This window comes from Pseudomonas sp. NPDC089401 (assembly GCF_044749485.1).
GTDB lineage: Bacteria > Pseudomonadota > Gammaproteobacteria > Pseudomonadales > Pseudomonadaceae > Aquipseudomonas.
Genome location: NZ_JBIVIA010000002.1, coordinates 374221 through 390966, shown reverse-complemented (window position 1 = coordinate 390966; position 16746 = coordinate 374221). Strand labels below are relative to the sequence as shown.

17 protein-coding genes are annotated in these 16746 nt (G+C 66.9%); 5 read left to right on the top strand and 12 right to left on the bottom strand.

Annotated features, from left to right (window positions below; genetic code table 11):
- Positions 1–106: 106 nt before the first annotated feature.
- The 12 genes from ACIP21_RS05985 to fliE form a co-directional block, all read right to left on the bottom strand.
- Complete coding sequence (locus ACIP21_RS05985; protein WP_400685137.1) at positions 107–1435, bottom strand: UDP-glucose dehydrogenase family protein; 1329 nt, start codon at positions 1433–1435, stop codon at positions 107–109.
- A gap of 13 nt (positions 1436–1448) precedes the next feature.
- Positions 1449–2141 carry an RNA polymerase sigma factor FliA gene (locus tag ACIP21_RS05980; protein ID WP_400685134.1) on the bottom strand — a complete coding sequence of 231 codons (693 nt, stop codon included), beginning with the start codon at positions 2139–2141 and terminating at the stop codon, positions 1449–1451.
- A gap of 114 nt (positions 2142–2255) precedes the next feature.
- Positions 2256–4349 (bottom strand): flagellar biosynthesis protein FlhA, encoded by a 2094-nt coding sequence (gene flhA, locus ACIP21_RS05975; RefSeq protein ID WP_400685131.1) that lies wholly within the window; start codon positions 4347–4349, stop codon positions 2256–2258.
- Complete coding sequence (gene flhB / locus ACIP21_RS05970) at positions 4346–5515, bottom strand: flagellar biosynthesis protein FlhB (protein ID WP_400685128.1); 1170 nt, start codon at positions 5513–5515, stop codon at positions 4346–4348. Before flhB ends, flhA begins: the two co-directional genes overlap by 4 nt.
- A gap of 156 nt (positions 5516–5671) precedes the next feature.
- Positions 5672–6508: a flagellar motor protein MotB gene (gene motB, locus ACIP21_RS05965; RefSeq protein WP_400685125.1), complete on the bottom strand. Its 837-nt coding sequence runs from the start codon at positions 6506–6508 to the stop codon at positions 5672–5674.
- A complete protein-coding gene (gene motA / locus ACIP21_RS05960) occupies positions 6505–7383 on the bottom strand; it encodes a flagellar motor stator protein MotA (protein WP_400685123.1) in 879 nt (292 codons plus the stop codon). Before motA ends, motB begins: the two co-directional genes overlap by 4 nt.
- A gap of 87 nt (positions 7384–7470) precedes the next feature.
- Positions 7471–8037, bottom strand: a complete 567-nt coding sequence (gene flhC, locus ACIP21_RS05955) for a flagellar transcriptional regulator FlhC (protein WP_400685121.1) — start codon at positions 8035–8037, stop codon at positions 7471–7473.
- Between the two features lie 3 nt (positions 8038–8040).
- The gene (gene flhD / locus ACIP21_RS05950; protein WP_400685119.1) at positions 8041–8376 is read right to left on the bottom strand and encodes a flagellar transcriptional regulator FlhD; all 336 of its coding nucleotides are present in this window, start codon (positions 8374–8376) and stop codon (positions 8041–8043) included.
- A 226-nt stretch (positions 8377–8602) separates the two neighbouring features.
- Positions 8603–8968, bottom strand: coding sequence for a flagellar protein FliT (locus ACIP21_RS05945; RefSeq protein ID WP_400685117.1), 366 nt, complete (start codon positions 8966–8968; stop codon positions 8603–8605).
- A 2-nt stretch (positions 8969–8970) separates the two neighbouring features.
- The gene (fliS, locus tag ACIP21_RS05940) at positions 8971–9372 is read right to left on the bottom strand and encodes a flagellar export chaperone FliS (RefSeq protein ID WP_400685114.1); all 402 of its coding nucleotides are present in this window, start codon (positions 9370–9372) and stop codon (positions 8971–8973) included.
- A gap of 24 nt (positions 9373–9396) precedes the next feature.
- Entirely contained in the window at positions 9397–10794 is a 1398-nt protein-coding gene (gene fliD, locus ACIP21_RS05935; RefSeq protein ID WP_400685112.1) for a flagellar filament capping protein FliD, read from the bottom strand.
- Between the two features lie 132 nt (positions 10795–10926).
- The gene (gene fliE, locus ACIP21_RS05930; RefSeq protein ID WP_400685110.1) at positions 10927–11244 is read right to left on the bottom strand and encodes a flagellar hook-basal body complex protein FliE; all 318 of its coding nucleotides are present in this window, start codon (positions 11242–11244) and stop codon (positions 10927–10929) included.
- Between the two features lie 248 nt (positions 11245–11492).
- Here fliE and fliF point away from each other — a divergent pair, with 248 nt between their 5' ends.
- The 5 genes from fliF to fliJ are packed head-to-tail and all read left to right on the top strand — an operon-like array spanning position 11493 to position 16746.
- Positions 11493–13208, top strand: coding sequence for a flagellar basal-body MS-ring/collar protein FliF (gene fliF / locus ACIP21_RS05925; protein WP_400685108.1), 1716 nt, complete (start codon positions 11493–11495; stop codon positions 13206–13208).
- Positions 13201–14199 carry a flagellar motor switch protein FliG gene (fliG, locus tag ACIP21_RS05920; RefSeq protein ID WP_400685105.1) on the top strand — a complete coding sequence of 333 codons (999 nt, stop codon included), beginning with the start codon at positions 13201–13203 and terminating at the stop codon, positions 14197–14199. Before fliF ends, fliG begins: the two co-directional genes overlap by 8 nt.
- Complete coding sequence (locus ACIP21_RS05915) at positions 14192–14902, top strand: flagellar assembly protein FliH (protein WP_400685102.1); 711 nt, start codon at positions 14192–14194, stop codon at positions 14900–14902. Before fliG ends, ACIP21_RS05915 begins: the two co-directional genes overlap by 8 nt.
- On the top strand, positions 14902–16284 hold the full coding sequence (fliI, locus tag ACIP21_RS05910) for a flagellar protein export ATPase FliI (protein ID WP_400685099.1): 1383 nt from the start codon (positions 14902–14904) through the stop codon (positions 16282–16284). Before ACIP21_RS05915 ends, fliI begins: the two co-directional genes overlap by 1 nt.
- Positions 16285–16296: 12 nt before the next feature.
- On the top strand, positions 16297–16746 hold the full coding sequence (gene fliJ / locus ACIP21_RS05905; RefSeq protein ID WP_400685097.1) for a flagellar export protein FliJ: 450 nt from the start codon (positions 16297–16299) through the stop codon (positions 16744–16746).

Here is a 16746-nt window from a genome sequence, read left to right as displayed (position 1 = left end):
TGGATGGCACGGGCTTCGCCCGTGTTCGCGGGTAAACCCGCTCCCACAGGGCATTGAGCAGGCTCTCCGTGGAACCGAGCAGGCTTCTGAAGTGTTGAGTACAGGCCTACGACAAGCCCCGGCCCACGGCCCGGTAGGTCAGCCCGGCACCGGCCACGGCCCGGGGGTCGTAGAGGTTGCGCCCGTCGACCACCACGGCGCGGCGCAACTGCTGGCGCAACCAGTGGAAATCGACTGAGCGAAAGGCCTTCCACTCGGTGCAGATCACCAGCGCATCGGCGCCCTTCACGGCCTGGATGCGATCACCGGCCAGCAGCAGGTCGTCACGCTCACCATAGAGACGCCGGCACTCGGCCATGGCCTCGGGGTCGTAGGCCTGCACCCGCGCGCCGGCTTGCCATAGTGCTTCCATGAGTTCGCGGCTGGGCGCGGCGCGCATGTCGTCGGTGCCGGGCTTGAAGGCCAGGCCCCAGACGGCGATGGTGCGGCCTTCGAGCTCGCCGCCCAGGGCCTGGGCCAGCTTCCTGAACAGGGAGGCCTTCTGGCGCTGGTTGACCGCCTCCACCGCCTCCAGCAATTGCGCCTCGTAGCCGGCCTCGTGGGCGCTGCGGCTGAGGGCCTGGATGTCCTTGGGGAAGCACGAACCGCCGTAGCCGCAGCCGGGGTAGATGAAGTCGTAGCCGATGCGCGGGTCGCTGCCGATGCCGTGGCGCACTTCCTCGATGTCCACTTGCAGGTGCTCGGCCAGGTTGGCCATCTCGTTCATGAAGCTGATCTTGGTCGCCAGCATGGCGTTGGCGGCGTACTTGGTCAGCTCGGCCGCGCGCAGGCTCATGAACATCAGCTTGTCGTGGTGGCGGTTGTAGGGCGCGTAGCATTCGCGCATCAGCCGTTTTACCGGTTCCGAATCGGTGCCGACGACGATCCGCGCACCGCGGGTGAAGTCTTCGATGGCGGCGCCTTCCTTGAGGAATTCGGGGTTGGAGCAGACATCGAACGGCAGGGTCAGGCCGCGTGCGGCCAACGCGGCGGCGATGGTGTCATGGACTTTCTCGCCGGTGCCGACCGGGACGGTGGATTTGCCCACCACCACCTTGTAGTCGTTCATGTGCCGGCCGATCTCGCGGGCCACCGCCAGCACGTGGCGCAGGTCGGCCGAGCCGTCCTCGTCGGGCGGCGTGCCGACCGCGATGAACAGCACTTGGGCAAAGGCCACGGTGTCGGCAGCCTGGGTGCTGAAGCGCAGGCGCCCGGCGCGCAGGTTGGCTTGCACCAGCGCGTCCAGGCCGGGTTCGTGGAGCGGTACTTCGCCCTTGTCGAGCAGGGCGATACGCTGGGGGTCGATGTCCATGCACAACACGTCATGGCCGACATCGGCCAGGCAGGCGCTGGCCACCAGGCCCACGTAGCCAGAACCGAACACACTGATTCTCATGGTTTTCCTCGGGTCAGGCGGCGAGGGAGGCGCGCAGGCGGGAGATGGCCAGGCTGTGCAGCTGGCACACCCGCGATTCGCTGATCTCCAGCACCAGGCCGATCTCGCGCATGTTCAGCTTTTCCTGGTGGTACAGCACCATCAGCAGCCGCTCGCGCTCGGGCAGGTTCTCGATGGCGCGGATCAGGCCGGTGCGGTTGCGCTCGTCGAGCAGTGCGTTGAGCGGGTTGCGGCCGTGGGGCTGGTCGTATTCCAGGGTGTCTTCGTGAACCTGGTCGATGGCCAGCATGTGGCTGCCGTTGATGTCCCACAGCAGCTGCTGGTACTCGGCCAGGGACAGGCCCATGGCGGCGGCGATCTCGCGCTCGCTCGGCGGGCGACCGAGGCTCTGCTCCAGGCGCTGGAGGATGTCCTCCAGCTGCCGGGCATGGCGGCGCACGCGCCGGGGCGCCCAGTCACGGGTGCGCAGTTCGTCGATCATGGCGCCGCGGATGCGGTGCGCGGCGAAGGTGCCGAAGGGGATGCCCAGGGCCTGGTCGTAGCGGGTCAAGGCATCGAGCAGGCCGATGCTGCCGGCCTGGATCAGGTCATCCATGTCGATGCCCGGGGGCAGCCGGGTCTTGAGGGTCAGCGCATGCTTCTTGACCAAGGGCAAGTACTGCTGAAGCAGCTCCTGCTGGTGCATCTTGCCTTGTGCCGTATACATCGTGCGTGCCTGTGAAGAACAAGGGTGGCGATGGGGAGTAACGGCGCGATTATCGGCCCGGCACGGCGCCGGCTAAGCCGAGAACAACCCTGTTCACGGTGGGGTATTCGCCCCTTAGCCGGCCGGCGCGCCGATGATGCTGGTGATGCGCAGGGTGCGGTCGTCGGGCACTTCGCTGAGGGCGATCACCGCCAGCTGGCGCAGGCGCCGGCGCAGGAAGCGCGAGAGCACCGGGCGCAGGCGGTTGGGCACCACCAGCACCGGCGGGTTGTTGCCCAGCTCCTGGCGCTTGAGGGCCTGGGTGGTTTCCTTCATCAGCGTGTCGGCCAGGCTCGGCTCCAGCGCGCCGCCGTTGCCCACCGCCTGCATCACCACCTGTTCCAGGTTGAAGTCCAGGCCAATGACGTTCAGCTCGGGCTTGTTGGCGTAGTACTGGTTGACGATGGAGCGGCCCAGGGCCACGCGCACCTGCGCGGTCAGCTCGGCGATGTCCGGCGGCTGCTGGGCGCCGGCGTGCTCGGCGAGGGTGTCGAGCAGGGTGCGCATGTCGCGGATCGGCACGTTTTCCTCCAGCAGGCTCTGCAGGATGCGCTGCAACTGGGTCAGGCTCAGCAGCTTGGGCAGCACCTCCTCGACCAGGCTCTTGCCGTCGTTGCCCAGCTTGTCCAGCAGCTTCTGCACCTCGCTGCGCCCGAGCAGGTCCTTGGCGTGCTGGTGCAGCAGGTGGTTGAGGTGGGTGGCGGCCACGGTGCTGGCGTCGACCACGGTGTAGCCGTAGATCTGCCCATGCTCGCGCAGGCTCTGGTCGATCCAGATGGCCGGCAGGCCGAAGGCCGGGTCCACGGCCTGCTTGCCCTCTAGCTCGCCGGTGACCTTGCCCGGGTTGATCGCCAGCCACTTGCCGGGGTAGATCTCGCCACGGCCGACCTCCACGCCCTTGAGGCTGATGATGTAGGTGTTGGGCGGCAGTTCGAGGTTGTCGCGCACGTGCACCACCGGCGGCAGGAAGCCGACGTCCTGGGCGAACTTCTTGCGCAGGCTCTTGATCCGCGTGCTCAACTCGCCCTGCTGGCGCACATCCACCAGCGGGATCAGGCGGTGGCCCACGCGCAGGCTCAGGGTCTCGACCAGCTTGACGTCATCCCAGCTGGCCTCGCTGTTGTGCACCGCAGCCTTGGGCTGGACCTCCAGCGCGGGCGCCTGCTCGGCCTGTTGCTCCTGGCGCGAGATCCACCAGCCAAGGCCGCCGAGCAGGGCGGTGAGCAGCAGGAACACCAGGTTCGGCATGCCCGGTACCAGGCCCAGCAGGCCCATCACCCCGGCGGTCATCATCAGCATCTTCGGCCGGCTGAACAGCTGGCCGATCATCTGCCGGCTGACGTCTTCCTCGGTGTTGACCCGCGACACCATCACACCGGCGGCGATGGAGATCACCAGGCCGGGAATCTGCGCCACCAGGCCGTCGCCAATGGTCAGCATGGTGTAGGTGTGGGCGGCGTCGGCGAAGCTCATGTCGTGCTGCAGCAGGCCGATGGCCAGGCCGCCGACCACGCACACGCCCATGATCACCAGGCCGGCCACGGCGTCGCCGCGGACGAACTTGCTGGCACCGTCCATGGAGCCGAAGAAGTCGGCTTCCTGGGCCACTTCGCGGCGGCGCTTGCGCGCCTCCGGCTCACCGATCAGGCCGGCGTTGAGGTCGGCGTCGATGGCCATCTGCTTGCCGGGCATCGAGTCGAGGGTGAAGCGCGCGCCCACTTCGGCGATACGCCCGGCACCCTTGGTGATCACCATGAAGTTGATGGTCACCAGGATCAGGAACAGCGCCAGGCCCACGGCGAAGTTGCCGCCCACGAGGAATTCGCCGAAGGCCTCGATGACCTTGCCGGCGGCATCGGTGCCGGTGTGCCCGTGCATCAGGATGACCCGCGTCGAGGCCACGTTCAGCGACAGGCGCAGCAAGGTGGTGAACAGCAGCACCGACGGGAAGGCGGAGAAGTCCAGCGGCTTCTCGGTGAGCATGCTGACGATCAGCACCATGATCGCCAGGGCGATGTTGAAGGTGAACAGCAGGTCGAGGATGAAGCTGGGCAGCGGCAGGATCATCATCGACAGGATGAGCACGATCAGCACCGGGCCGGTCATGATCTTCAGGTCGGCGCCAACGGGCCAGTTGTCGCGGCGCAGCAGGGCGGTCAGGCCTTTCATGGGGGCGTTGGGTCCTCGGTTCGGGTTCGGCTTCGCCCTGGCTGGTCCATGCCTTCAGGGACGTTGAGGTTGACGGGGGTGGGTGGCACCAGGCCGCCGTGTTCGGCGACGCGCTTGAGGCGGATGGCCCAGGCCACTACCTCGGCCACCACGGTGTAGAGCTCGCCGGGGATCTGCCGGTCGAGGTCGACGTTGAAGTACAGTGCCCGCGCCAGGGGCGGGGCTTCGAGTATCGGCAGCTGGTGCTCGGCGGCAATCTCGCGGATGCGCAGCGCCACGGCATCGGCGCCCTTGGCGATCACCCGCGGGGCGCCGTCCTTGTCCCGTTGGTAGCTCAGGGCCACGGCGAAGTGGCTGGGGTTGGTCACTACCACGTCGGCCTTGGGCACCTTGCTCATCATTCGCCGCCGCGCGCGGGCCTGCTGCAGGCGGCGGATGCGTGCCTTGACGTGGGGGTCGCCGTCGGAATTCTTGTGCTCCTGGCGGATTTCTTCCTTGGACATGCGCAGGTTCTTGGCGTAGGTCCACAGCTGGTAGGGCGTGTCGATGCCGACCACCACGATCAGCGCCGCCACGCAGGTGGCGCAGGCCTTGGCGGTGAGCGCCAGCAAGGTGGCCAGGGCCTGCTGCGGTGGCAGCTTGGGCAGGCCGAGCAGCTGGCCGACATGGGCGTGCAGGTACAGGTACAGCACGCTGCCGATCAGCGCCGCCTTGGCGATCGCCTTGGCCAGCTCCACCGGCACCTGCACGGAAAACAGCCGGCCCAGGCCGCTGACCGGGTTGAGCCGGGAAAAGTTGGGCTTCAGTGCGCCAGCGGTGATCACCAGGCCGCCGAGCAGGGTCGGCGCGGCGATGGCGGCCAGCAGCATCAGGGCGAAGAACGGCACCAGCGCCAGCAGCGCCGAGGCGGCCAGGGAGGCGAGGGTGCTGAGCATCAGCGCGGTGTCGAACAGCTGGGCGCGGTCGAACAGCAGCCCGCGCTCGACGATGGCGCCGAGGCGGTCGTACAGGTGCCCGCCCAGGCTCCACAGCCCGCCGATGCCGGCCAGCAGCATGATGAAGGTGCTCAATTCGCGGGAACGGGCGACCTGGCCCTCTTCGCGGGCCTTTTCGATGCGCCGCGGGGTGGCCGCTTCCGTCCGGTCTTCTGTGCTGGTTTCGGCCATGGTTCGGCCACCCGGGGTGATGCAGGGGGCGCTATTGTGGGCAAGGGTGGGGTAGGGTTAATCGGTGAACAACCGGTGAAATGCCTGCTTACTTGTTGCAATGCCAAACCTTGCACCGTTATTGCAGCTGGAGGAGGTCCCTGTGGGAGCGGTGTGTCAGTTGTCATATTCCTCCTGGGAGAGGATCCGCGCCGCCACCTGGCTGTCGAGCACGATGATCTCGATGCGCCGGTTGGCCGCGTCATAAGGCCCGGCACCGGGGAAGCGGATGCGGTCGGACATCCCCGACACCCGCAGCAGCTTGCCCGGGTCGAGCCCGCCGGCCACCAGCTCCTGGCGCGAAGCCTTGGCGCGGTCGGCGGACAAGTCCCAGTTGCTGTAGGTGGCTTCGCCGCCCGGATAGGGGTGGCTGTCGGTATGGCCGCTGATCTGGATCTGGTTGCGCAGCTCGTTCAGCACCGGCGCAAACGTGCGCAGCAGCTGGCTCATGTACGGCGCCACACGCGCGCTGCCGAGCTCGAACATCGGCCGCTTGTCGGTATCCAGCAGCTTCACGCGCAACCCTTCCGGGCTCAGTTCGATGGCGATCTGCTGTTTCAGTTCGCGCAGCTTCGGGTCGCGTTCCACGGCATCCTCCAGGCGCTGCTTGAGCGCTTGCAGGTGGCGGCGTTCTTCGCTGGACAGGCGCGTCGGGTGACGTGGCTTGCGCACGGTTTCGGCATCTGGCTGGCGTGCCTCGGTACCGCCGCCAGGGATCGCGCTGGTGCTGGCGGAATTGCGATCGCCATGGCTCAGGGCCACCAGCAGGGGCGTGCTGAAGTACTGGGCGATGGCTTCCTTGTCGCCCTTGCCGGCGTTGGACAGCACCCACAGCACCAGGAACAGCGCCATCAGTGCGGTCATGAAGTCGGCGAAGGCGATCTTCCAGGCGCCGCCATGGTGCCCGCGGGTGGTCTTCTTGCGGCGCTTGATGATGATCGGCTGGTCGTTCATGCCGTGGCCAGGCCCGGCTGCCCGTTGCCTCCTCGCACGTGGTTCTCCAGCTCTTCGGCGCTGGGCCGCTCCGCACTGTGCAGGGCCTTGCGACCGAACTCCACGGCCAGTTGCGGGGGGATGCCTTTGACATGGGCCAGCAGGGTCACGCGCAGGCAGTGCAGCAGCTTCACGCATTCGCCGGACTGCCGTTCGATGCGGCTGGCCAGCGGCGCGACCACGCCGTAGGCCAGGTAGATGCCGAGAAAGGTGCCGACCAGGGCGTGGGCGATCATCTGCCCCATCAGGTCGGGGCCGACGTCGACCGCGCTGAGCGCCTTGACCACCCCCAGCACCGCCGCGACGATGCCGAAGGCCGGCAGGCCGTCGCTGACCTTGTGCAGGGCGTCGGCGGGCAGGTGCGCCTCGTTCTCGAACTCCTCGATCTCGTGCTGCATCAGCTCGTCGAGTTCATGGGCCTGCAGCGACAGGCTGATCAGCAGGCGCAGGTAGTCGACCATGAAGTTCATCAGCAGCGGGTCGTCGAGCAGCCGCGGGTACTGGGCGAACAGCGGGCTCTGCTGTGGATCGTCGACATCGCGCTCGACGGCCAGCAGGCTTTCGCGGCGGGCCTTGTTCAGCAGGTTGTAGAGCATGCCGAGCAGCTCCAGGTAGAACGCCTTGTCGTAGCCGGTGCTGCGCCTGAAGGTGGCGATGGCGCCGAGGGTGGCGCGGATCGCCTTGCCGTTGTTGGCGGCGATGAAGGCGCCCAGCGCCGCGCCGACGATCATCAGCAACTCGGTGGGTTGGTAAAGCGGCCCCAGGCTGCCGCCGGACAGCACGAAGCCCCCCAGCGCCGAGGCCATTGCCACGAACAGTCCTAATACAATGAGCACGTCGCCGCTCCTCAGTTTCCTTGTGAAAGTCCGCTGAAGATCGGCAACGGCAGGGGGCGACTTGAAACGACTTGCGCTGCTGGGTGCTCAGCCCTGGCTGGCGGGGCGCAGGGCGTCGAGGGCGTCGGCGTCGACCTCGCGGCGCTTGAGGGTCTTGCCGGCGCGCGACGGCGGCTGGCAGATGCCGCACACGTAGTTCTGCGTCGGCGAGTACGAGTGGGTGATGAACTCGCCCGAACAGCACGAGCAGCGAATCTGCTCGAGCATGCCGTTCTCGACGAAGCGCACCAGTGTCCAGGCCCGGGTCAGGCCCAGCACCCGCTCGCCGTCGCTGTCGCTGGCGTGCTCCATGTACAGCCGGTAGGCCTTGATGAAGGCGTCGATGCGGTGGCCGCCGATCTCCAGCAGGCTGCGGTAGATGTTGTAGAACAGCGAGGCATGGATGTTCGGCAGCCAGGTCACGAACCAGTCTGTGGAAAACGGCAGCATGCCTTTGGGCGGTGGGGCGCCGCGTACTTCCTTGTACAAGCGGATGAGCCGGCCGCGGGTGAGGGAGGTTTCCGTCTCCACCACCTGCAGGCGGGCACCGAGCTGGATCAGCTCGATGGCCAGCTGAACCTGCTGCATCTCGGTGACCAGGCTTTTCTCCGACATGGCTCAGACGCCACTGCTGCGCATGCCATCCGAACGGTCGGCAGCCGCCATCAGCAGTGAAGTGTGGATTTCGACCATGCCCAGCTCGCGCGAGTTGTCCAGGGCTTTGGCAATGCGGTCGGCCTCTTCGAAGATGGGCCGGCAGATCAACTGGTTGACCCGTGACAGCTGGCTCATCTGCTTGCTGCTCAGGCCGGTCAGCAAGTCCGCCATGTTCTCGCTGAGTTTCAGGCGAAAGATCGCGACCTCGCGGTCTTTGCGCAACATGTTCTGCGCCAGCAGCAGATAGGAAAGGTTGAGTTCCTGAATGTCTGCAAGGTAGCTGTTGGTGTGCGGCAACGTACTCCCCTCCTTTTTTGCGGGCCTATCGATGTGTTGTGTGTCGTGTGCTCCGCTGCGGAGCGTCGAGAATTTTTTCCTAAACTATCAAGGCCGTTGACCGATAACAGATAGGGGCAGACTTTTCTCGTTTATTTTTTTTGAGGCTAACTTTGCACGCATCTTTACATGGATCTTTACATTCAGATGGTGTATGAGTTGGCAGGCGGATAATGGCCCAATGTACTTACTGGTACAAGCGATGACTGAGTGATATTACCTGCCCACTTGTGACGCGGTACGCATTATCGAGATCATTTTTTTGTCGGCCTACTTGCAAAAGTTCACCGAGGTGGTGCTGGCGCGCCTGCAGGAAGTGGCTGACTTGATTGTCCAATGCAATTATTTCACTGATAAGTTCAAGCTTGCGCAGCTGCCCGGCCTCGTCCAGTTCGGCCTGGCTCTCCGCGCGGCGCAGGCTGGCGGCATCGATCAGGCCTTGTGACTTGAGCGCGAAAATACCATCCCAGTCGGCATTCTCCGCGCACGTCAGCATGCGTCGCGATTGCTCAAGCAGCCCTTCGTAGGCAGCGATCACTTGTGCTTGCAACATAACTAACCTTGATCCTCGGTTTGCGGGCCGATCGCGATCCAGGCCGAGGCGATAGTGCCCAGGAGTTGCGACGCGTCATTCAGCGATGCTTCATTGTTTTCCAGGTTGGCGCGCAACAGCAGGCGCACGACGAAGTCGTAGAGATCATCCAGTTGGCGGGCGATGTCGCCGCCCTGTTGCAGGTCCAGCGAGGCCCGCAGGCCCTGGCTGACGATCTTTATCGCGCGGGTGATCGCCTTGCCCTTCTCGGGGAGGTTGCCTGCCTGCAGGTGCAGCTTGGCCAGGCGCAGCGACGCCTGGTACTGGTCGAACAGCAGGGTGATCCGCTGGTGGGGCGAAGCGGCCAGGATGGCGCTTTCCAGGCCGACCCTGGCATAGGCGCTGGCATCGAACGATGACGTCATCCGGCATGCTCCGGCGCGGGGGCTTTAATCACTGTTGAGGGCCTCGAATTGTTCGGTGAGGTAATCGGCGGTCGAGTTCAGGGTGGAGATCAGCGTGTCCAGTTCGGTGAACTGCTCACGCCAGCGGTCCATTTCCGAGTCGATCAGCGCCTGCTTCTCTTCGTAGCGGTCGGCGAGCTGGTCGAGCTTGCTTTCCAGGCTGTCGGTACGGGCGACGATCAGGCCGTCGTCGTCATCCAGGTAGCTGTCCAGGTCGCTGGTCATGCGCGAGATGAACCCGGAGCTGCCATCGCTGCCGATGAAGAACTCGGACACCGCGTCGATGTTGTCGCTCAGGGCGCTTTCCAGGGTGTCGTCGTCGACCGACAGGGTGCCGTCCGACTCCAGGCCGATGCCCAGTTGCGACAGGTAGCTGAAGGTGCCGCTGCCGATCTGCGAGTAGACGTCGCTGGCCAGCTTGGTGCTGATGCGCCGGGTGGTGGAGTCGCCCAGCAGCTCGCCGCTGGTGCCGGCATCGGCGTCATAAGCGGTCAGCTCGTCGACGGTGCTGACGAAGTCGTTGTAGGCATCGACGAAGGCGTTGATGGCTTTCTCGATAGTGGCGGTATCGCGGCTGATGGTCAGCGTCTGCGAGCTGCCGGTGTCGCTCAGGGTCAGGGTGACGCCCTGCAGTGCGCCTTCCACGGTGTTGCTCTGGCTGGTCACGGCGATGCCGTTGATGGTCAGCTCGGCGTCCTGGGCGGCGACCGTTTCGGTCATGTTGCCGGTGCCGTCGGCATAGCCGAACAGCGACGTGGCCAGGTCGCTGCTGTCGTCGCTGCTGTAGCTGACGGTCATCGAGGCGTCGGTGCCGGTGCTGTTGGAGGTCAGCACCAGGCGGTAGGGGCTGTCGCTGCCGTCGTTGACCAGGGTCGCGGTGATGCCGGCATCCGCGGCGTTGATTGCGTCGCGCAGGCCTTCGAGGGTGTTGTTGCTGCTGTCCAGGGTGATCGACACCGCGTCGCTGTCGCCGGCCTGCAGGGTCAGGGTGCCGGTGCCGAGGGCGGCGCTGGTGTCGCTGACGCCATCGGTGGCCAGGCTCTGGGCCTGGGCCAGCTGGGTCACTTCGACCTTGTAGGTGCCGGCCACCGCTTCGCTGGTGGTGCTCACCGAGACGCCGCTGCCGGAAATGCTGGTGCTCAGCGTTTCGTACAGGCTGGCGTCGGCCAGGGCCTCGGCGGCCGACTGCAGGGTGTCGAGGGCGCTGGTCAGGGTGCCGTAGGCCGAGATCTCGGCTTCGACCGATTCTTCCTGGGCGGTGATCGGGTCCAGCAGGCTGGCGGTCTTCGATTCTTCCAGGCTGTCCAGGATGCTGTCCAGGTCGAGCCCCGAGCCCACGCCCAGGCTGGTGATGGTGGCGGTGGAGCTGGTGGTGGTCGTCATGAGGGTATCCGTCCTGATGTGCGCAGCATGTGCGGCCGGCTGAGTGCGTAGTGGCGCAAGATCGGCATGCTCTGGTGGCGTCTTTAGTGGATGACCCGAAAATTCTGTGACGAAGTGCTCAAACCTTCAGCATCAAACCTGCATCGCCATCACGTCCTTGTAGGCGGTGAGCAGGCGGTTGCGTACCTGCACGCCCATCTGGAAGGCCACGCTGGCCTTCTGCGAGTCGGCCATCACGTCGCTCAGCGACACCTCGGCGCTGCCCGCCTGGAAGGCATTGGCCTGGCTGCTGGCGGTCTGCTGCAGGCGGTTGATGCGCTGCAGCGAAGCCTCCAGTTCGCCGGCGAAGCTGCCGGTGGCCTGGCTGGCGCGGTTGACGCTGACGCCCTCGGCCTGCTCGGCGAGGCTGCTCAGTTGTTGCAAGGCATCGGCAAGGGCTTGGGTGGTCATGGCGCAAGGCTCGTGGCGGGTGGAGGCGCGCAGCTTAACAAGGCCCGTCTCAGGCGGATTCGCCCAATTGGCCGCAAAACAGCGGGCTTTTCCGCCCTTTGCCAGGGGCCCGCTTCGCCACAATGAGGCTGAGCCAATCCCGCCAGGGCCTGCGCGCCTTGCGGCCGGCGGGCCGCGGGCCGATTACCATTGCCAGCGGACTCTGTAATGCCCCTTCTTCCGGCCAGAACCCCAGCTTCGAGGTGTTCGTGACTACTGCTGCCCAGGCCAAGGGCACGAAAAAGAACCTGCCGATCGCCGCCCCCGCGCGCCCGCTGGAGGCGTTGACGGCGCTGCTGCGCGGGCGGCCGATGCTGCCCTTGCTGCTGGCCGGCGCCGCCGCCGTGGCAGTGCTGGTGGCGCTGCTGCTGTGGGCGCGCGAGCCGGATTACCGGGTGCTGTTCTCCAACCTGAGCGAGGCCGACGGCGGCCAGGTCATCGGCGAGCTGGACAAACGCAATGTGCCGTACCGGCTCGGCGAGGGCGGCCACACCATCCTGGTGCCGGCCGAACGGATGAACGCGCTGCGCCTGCAACTGGCCGAGCAGGGCCTGCCCAAGGGCGGCAGCGTGGGCTTCGAGCTGCTCGACAAGCAGGCCTTCGGCATCAGCCAGTTCGCCGAGCACCTCAACTACCAGCGCGGCCTGGAAGGCGAGCTGGCACGCACCATCGAATCGCTCGGGCCGGTGGCCCATGCCCGGGTACACCTGGTGATGGCCAAGGACTCGGTGTTCGCCCGCGACCACGAAGCCGCGCGCGCCTCCGTCACCTTGCAGCTGCAACCGGGCCGCGAACTGGGCCAGGGCCAGGTCAGCGCGATCATCCACCTGGTCACTTCCAGCGTGCCGGAGCTGGCGGTGGATGGCGTGACCGTGGTCGACCAGAACGGCCGCCTGCTGTCGCGCAGCCACGCCGCCGATGGCCTGGACGACACCAAGCTGGAATACGTCAGTGAAGTGGAAGGCACCTACCAGCGGCGCATCGAGGAAATCCTCGCGCCGCTGCTGGGCAGCCGCAACGTGCATGCCCGGGTGGTCGCACAGATGGACTTTTCCACCCGCGAAAGCACCGCCGAGCGCTATGCCCCCAACCAGGAAGAGAAAAGCGCCGCGGTGCGCAGCCAGCAGACTTCCGAACGCCTGCTCCAGGGCAGCGACAGCGGCCGCGGCGTGCCGGGCGCGCTGACCAACTCGCCACCCAACACGCCGCCGCCCACCCGCGCCACCGCGCCGACCCCGGCGCCGGGCAGCGCCAACGGCAACAACACACCGGCCACCGCCACGGCCGCGCCCGACAAGTCGATGCAGACCGAGCGCATGGTCAACTACGAGGTCGACCGCGACGTCGAGCACGTCAAGTCGAGCCTGGGCAACCTCCAGCGCCTGGCGGTGGCGGTGGTGGTCAACTACCGCACGGTGATCAAGGACGGCAAGCCCACCAGCGAAGCACTGAGCAAGGACGAGCTGGCCGGCATCAACGACCTGGTGCGCCAGGCCATGGGCTACACCGAAAGCCGTGGCGACACCCTGCAAGTGCTCAACAGCCCCTTCGTCGACGAAGACACCGAGCTCGGCGAGCAGCCCTGGTGGCGCACCCCGGAGGCCTACAACCTGGGCATGGGCCTGCTGCGCTATCTGCTGGTGGCCATCGTCGCCTTCGTGCTCTGGCAGCGGGTGATCAAGCCGATGCAGCGCCGTGCCGCCGCTTCCAGCCAGCGTGGGCTGATGGCGCTGGACGAGCACGACGCCGAACTGACCACGGCCGCCAGCGCCGGCGACGCGCTGCTCGACGGCCCGGCGCGCGCGGCCCTGCCGCGCAAGTCGGCGCTTTATGAACAGAACATGGAAAGCCTCAAACAGATGGCCACCGATGACCCGCGCCTGGTCGCCATGATCGTGCGCGGCTGGATGAAAAAACATGACTAGCAAGCTCAGCGGCGCCCGCCGCAGCGCCATCCTGCTGTTGTCGCTGGACGCCGACAGCGCCGCCGAAGTGTTCAAGTTCCTGCCCGGGCAGGAAGTGGAAGACATCAGCCGGGAAATGGCCGGCCTGAGCCAGGTGTCCCATGACGAGATGCGCCAGGTGCTGGCCGACTTCATGGACGAGACCGAGCAGTACGCGGCCATCAACATCCAGAGCAGCGACCACATCCGCGCGGTGCTGACCAAGGCCCTGGGCACCGAGCGCGCGGCCAGCCTGATCGACGACATCCTGGAAACCAGCAACACCGTGTCGGGCATCGACAAGCTCAACCTGATGGAAGCGCAGATGGTGGCGGAGATGATCCGTGACGAACACCCGCAGATCGTCGCCACCATCCTCGTGCACCTGGAGCGCAACCAGGCCTCGGCGATCCTGCAACTGCTGACCGAGCGCCTGCGCAACGACATCATCCTGCGCATCGCCACCTTCAGCGGTGTGCAACCGGTGGCGCTGCACGAACTCACCGAGGTGCTCGGCGGCATGCTCGACGGCCAGAGCCTCAAGCGCAGCAAGATGGGCGGGGTCAAGGCGGCGGCGGAGATCCTCAACCTCATGGCCTCCAGCCAGGAGGCCTCGGCCATCGAGAACCTGCGCAACTACAATGCGGACCTGGCGCAGAAGACCCTCGACGAAATGTTCCTGTTCGAGAACCTCGCCGAGGTCGACGACCGCAGCATCCAGACGCTGCTGCAGAACATCGACAGCAACTCCCTGTCGATCGCCCTCAAGGGCGCCTCGGCGCCGCTGCTCGAGCGCTTCATGCGCAACATGTCGCAGCGCGCCGCGACCCTGTTCCGCGAGGACATGGAAGCCCGCGGGCCGATCCGCATGTCGCAGATCGAGAACGAGCAGAAGTCGATCCTGCAGGTGGTGCGGCGCTTGTCCGAGACCGGCGACATGGTGACCGCGCGGGGCGACGACGCGTATGTCTGACCCGTTCGCGCAGAGCCACTGGCGCCCTTGGCACATGGAGCCGCTGGGCGGCGACGAGGCGCCGGCGGTGGAGGCGGGCGCGGCCCGTCGCGAACTGGCGCGCAAGCGGGCGCTCGAACAGCGCCTGGCATTGCAGCAGTTGCGCGAGCAGACCGAGGCCGAGGCCCGCGAGGCAGGCCATGCAGAAGGCCGCGAGCAGGGGTATGCGCAGGGCCTGGCCGAAGGGCGCAAGGCTGCCGCCGAGGAACTGCGTCAGCAGCTGGCACAGACCCTGGAGCCCCTTCGGCAGTTGTGCCAGGGCTTCGACGACGCCTTGCGCGAAGTAGACGGCCTGGTCGCCAGCCAACTGGGCCGGGTGGCCATCGACCTGGCCGGGCGCCTCGCGGGCCAGGCCTTGGCGGTGCAGCCTGCGCAGGTCGAGGTGCTGGTGCGGCAGATGCTCGCCTGCGAACCGGCACTGACCGGCAAGCCAGGGCTCAGCCTCAATCCCGGCGACTTGCCCTGGGTGCAGGGATGCCTGGGTGACGAACTGACGGCGGCAGGCTGGAGCCTGCAGGCAGACTCGTCGATTCTGCCGGGCGGCTGCCGCCTGCTGAGCGCGGCGGGCGAGCTGGATGCCACGCGCCAGGCCCGCCAGGACCTGTTCGAACGCAATGGCCAGTGGCTGCTTGAAGTCGCCGCCGCCGAAGCGGGCAACGGCTGATGAGCAACCCACATCTGCAGCGCTGGGGCCGAGGGCTCGAGGCCCTGGCCGGTGGCGCGCCGAGTGTCCCCGCCTACCGCCGCAGCGGGCGCATCACCCGCGCCACCGGCATCGTCCTGGAGGCGGTAGGTCTGCGCCTTCCGCTGGGTGCGGGCTGCCGCATCGAACTGGTGGCGCCGGGGCCCGGCATGCCTGCGATCTACGCCGAAGCCGAGGTGATCGGCTTTGCCGGCGAGCTGCTGTACCTGATGCCGCTGGAAGAAATCCACGGCTTGCAGGCCGGCGCCCGCTACTTCGCCCTGGCTGACGAGCCCGGCGCCAGCGATGGCGTGCGCCCGGTACCGCTGGGCATGGGCCTGCTCGGCCGCGTGCTGGACAGCGGCGGCAACCCGTTCGACGGCAAGGGGCCGGTGCTGGCCGAACACCGTTCGAGCCTGCATGGTCAGCCGATCAACCCGCTGCAACGGGCGCCGATCAGCCAGCAGATCGATGTCGGCATCCGCGCCATCAACGCCTTGCTCAGCGTCGGCAAGGGCCAGCGCCTGGGGCTGTTCGCCGGTTCCGGGGTCGGCAAGTCGGTGCTGCTGGGCATGATGGCCCGCTACACCCAGGCCGATGTGGTGGTGGTCGGGCTGATCGGCGAGCGTGGGCGCGAAGTGCAGGACTTCATCGACAACATCCTCGGCGAGGAAGGCCTGCGCCGCTCGGTAGTGGTGGCCGCGCCGGCCGACGCCTCGCCGTTGCAGCGTTTGCAGGGCGCACTGTACGCCACGCGCCTGGCCGAGGATTTCCGCGACCAGGGCAAGGACGTGCTGCTGATCATGGACTCGCTGACCCGTTATGCCATGGCCCAGCGCGAAATCGCCCTGGCTCTCGGCGAGCCGCCGGCGACCAAGGGCTACCCGCCGTCGGTGTTCGCCAAGCTGCCGAAACTGGTCGAGCGCGCCGGCAACGGCCCCCGTGGCGGCGGCTCGATCACCGCGTTCTACACCGTGCTCAGCGAAGGTGATGACCAGCAGGACCCGATCGCCGACTCGGCGCGGGCGATCCTCGACGGCCACTTCGTGCTGTCGCGCCAGCTGGCGGAGAGCGGCCACTACCCGGCGATCGACATCGAGGCCTCGATCAGCCGGGCGATGAGCGCGATCGTCAGCGAGCCCCAGCAGCGCAAGGCGCAGAAACTCAAGCAGGCACTGTCGCGCTACCAGCGCAACCGCGACCTGATCAGCGTCGGCGCCTATGCGCCGGGGCACGATGCCCAGCTCGATCGGGCGGTGGCCCTGTACCCGCACATCGAACGCTTCCTGCAACAGCAGACCCACGAGCGCAGCACGCTGCAGGACACCCTCGCCGGGCTCAACCTGCTGTTCCCCGGCAAGTGAAGGTAGCCCGCCATGGCCCATGAATCGCTGCAACTGCTGATCGAACTCACCGACCGCGCCCGCGAGGCCGCTGCCAGCGCACTGGCCCAGAGCCGGCGCACCGAACAGCAGATGACCGGGCAACTGCGCCTGCTCGACCAGTACCAGCGCGAGTACCGGCAGAACCTGCAGGGCGAACTGGCAGGCAGCGGCATGAGCCCGTCGACCCTGGCCAACTACCGGGGCTTCCTGAAGTCGCTGGAGGTGGCGATCGAGCGCGCCGAGAACAGCCTGGCGCGCCACCGCACCCAGCTGGCCCAGCACCAGGAGCACTGGCGCCAGCAGTGGCGCAAGGTCAACGCCCTGGAAACCCTGCTGGCGCGGCGCCGCGAGCAGGCCAGGCTGCAGGCCGGCCGCGCCGAACAGCGGCGCACCGACGAACTGGCCGGGCGTGCTCGTTCCACCATCGATAGCGGATTCTGA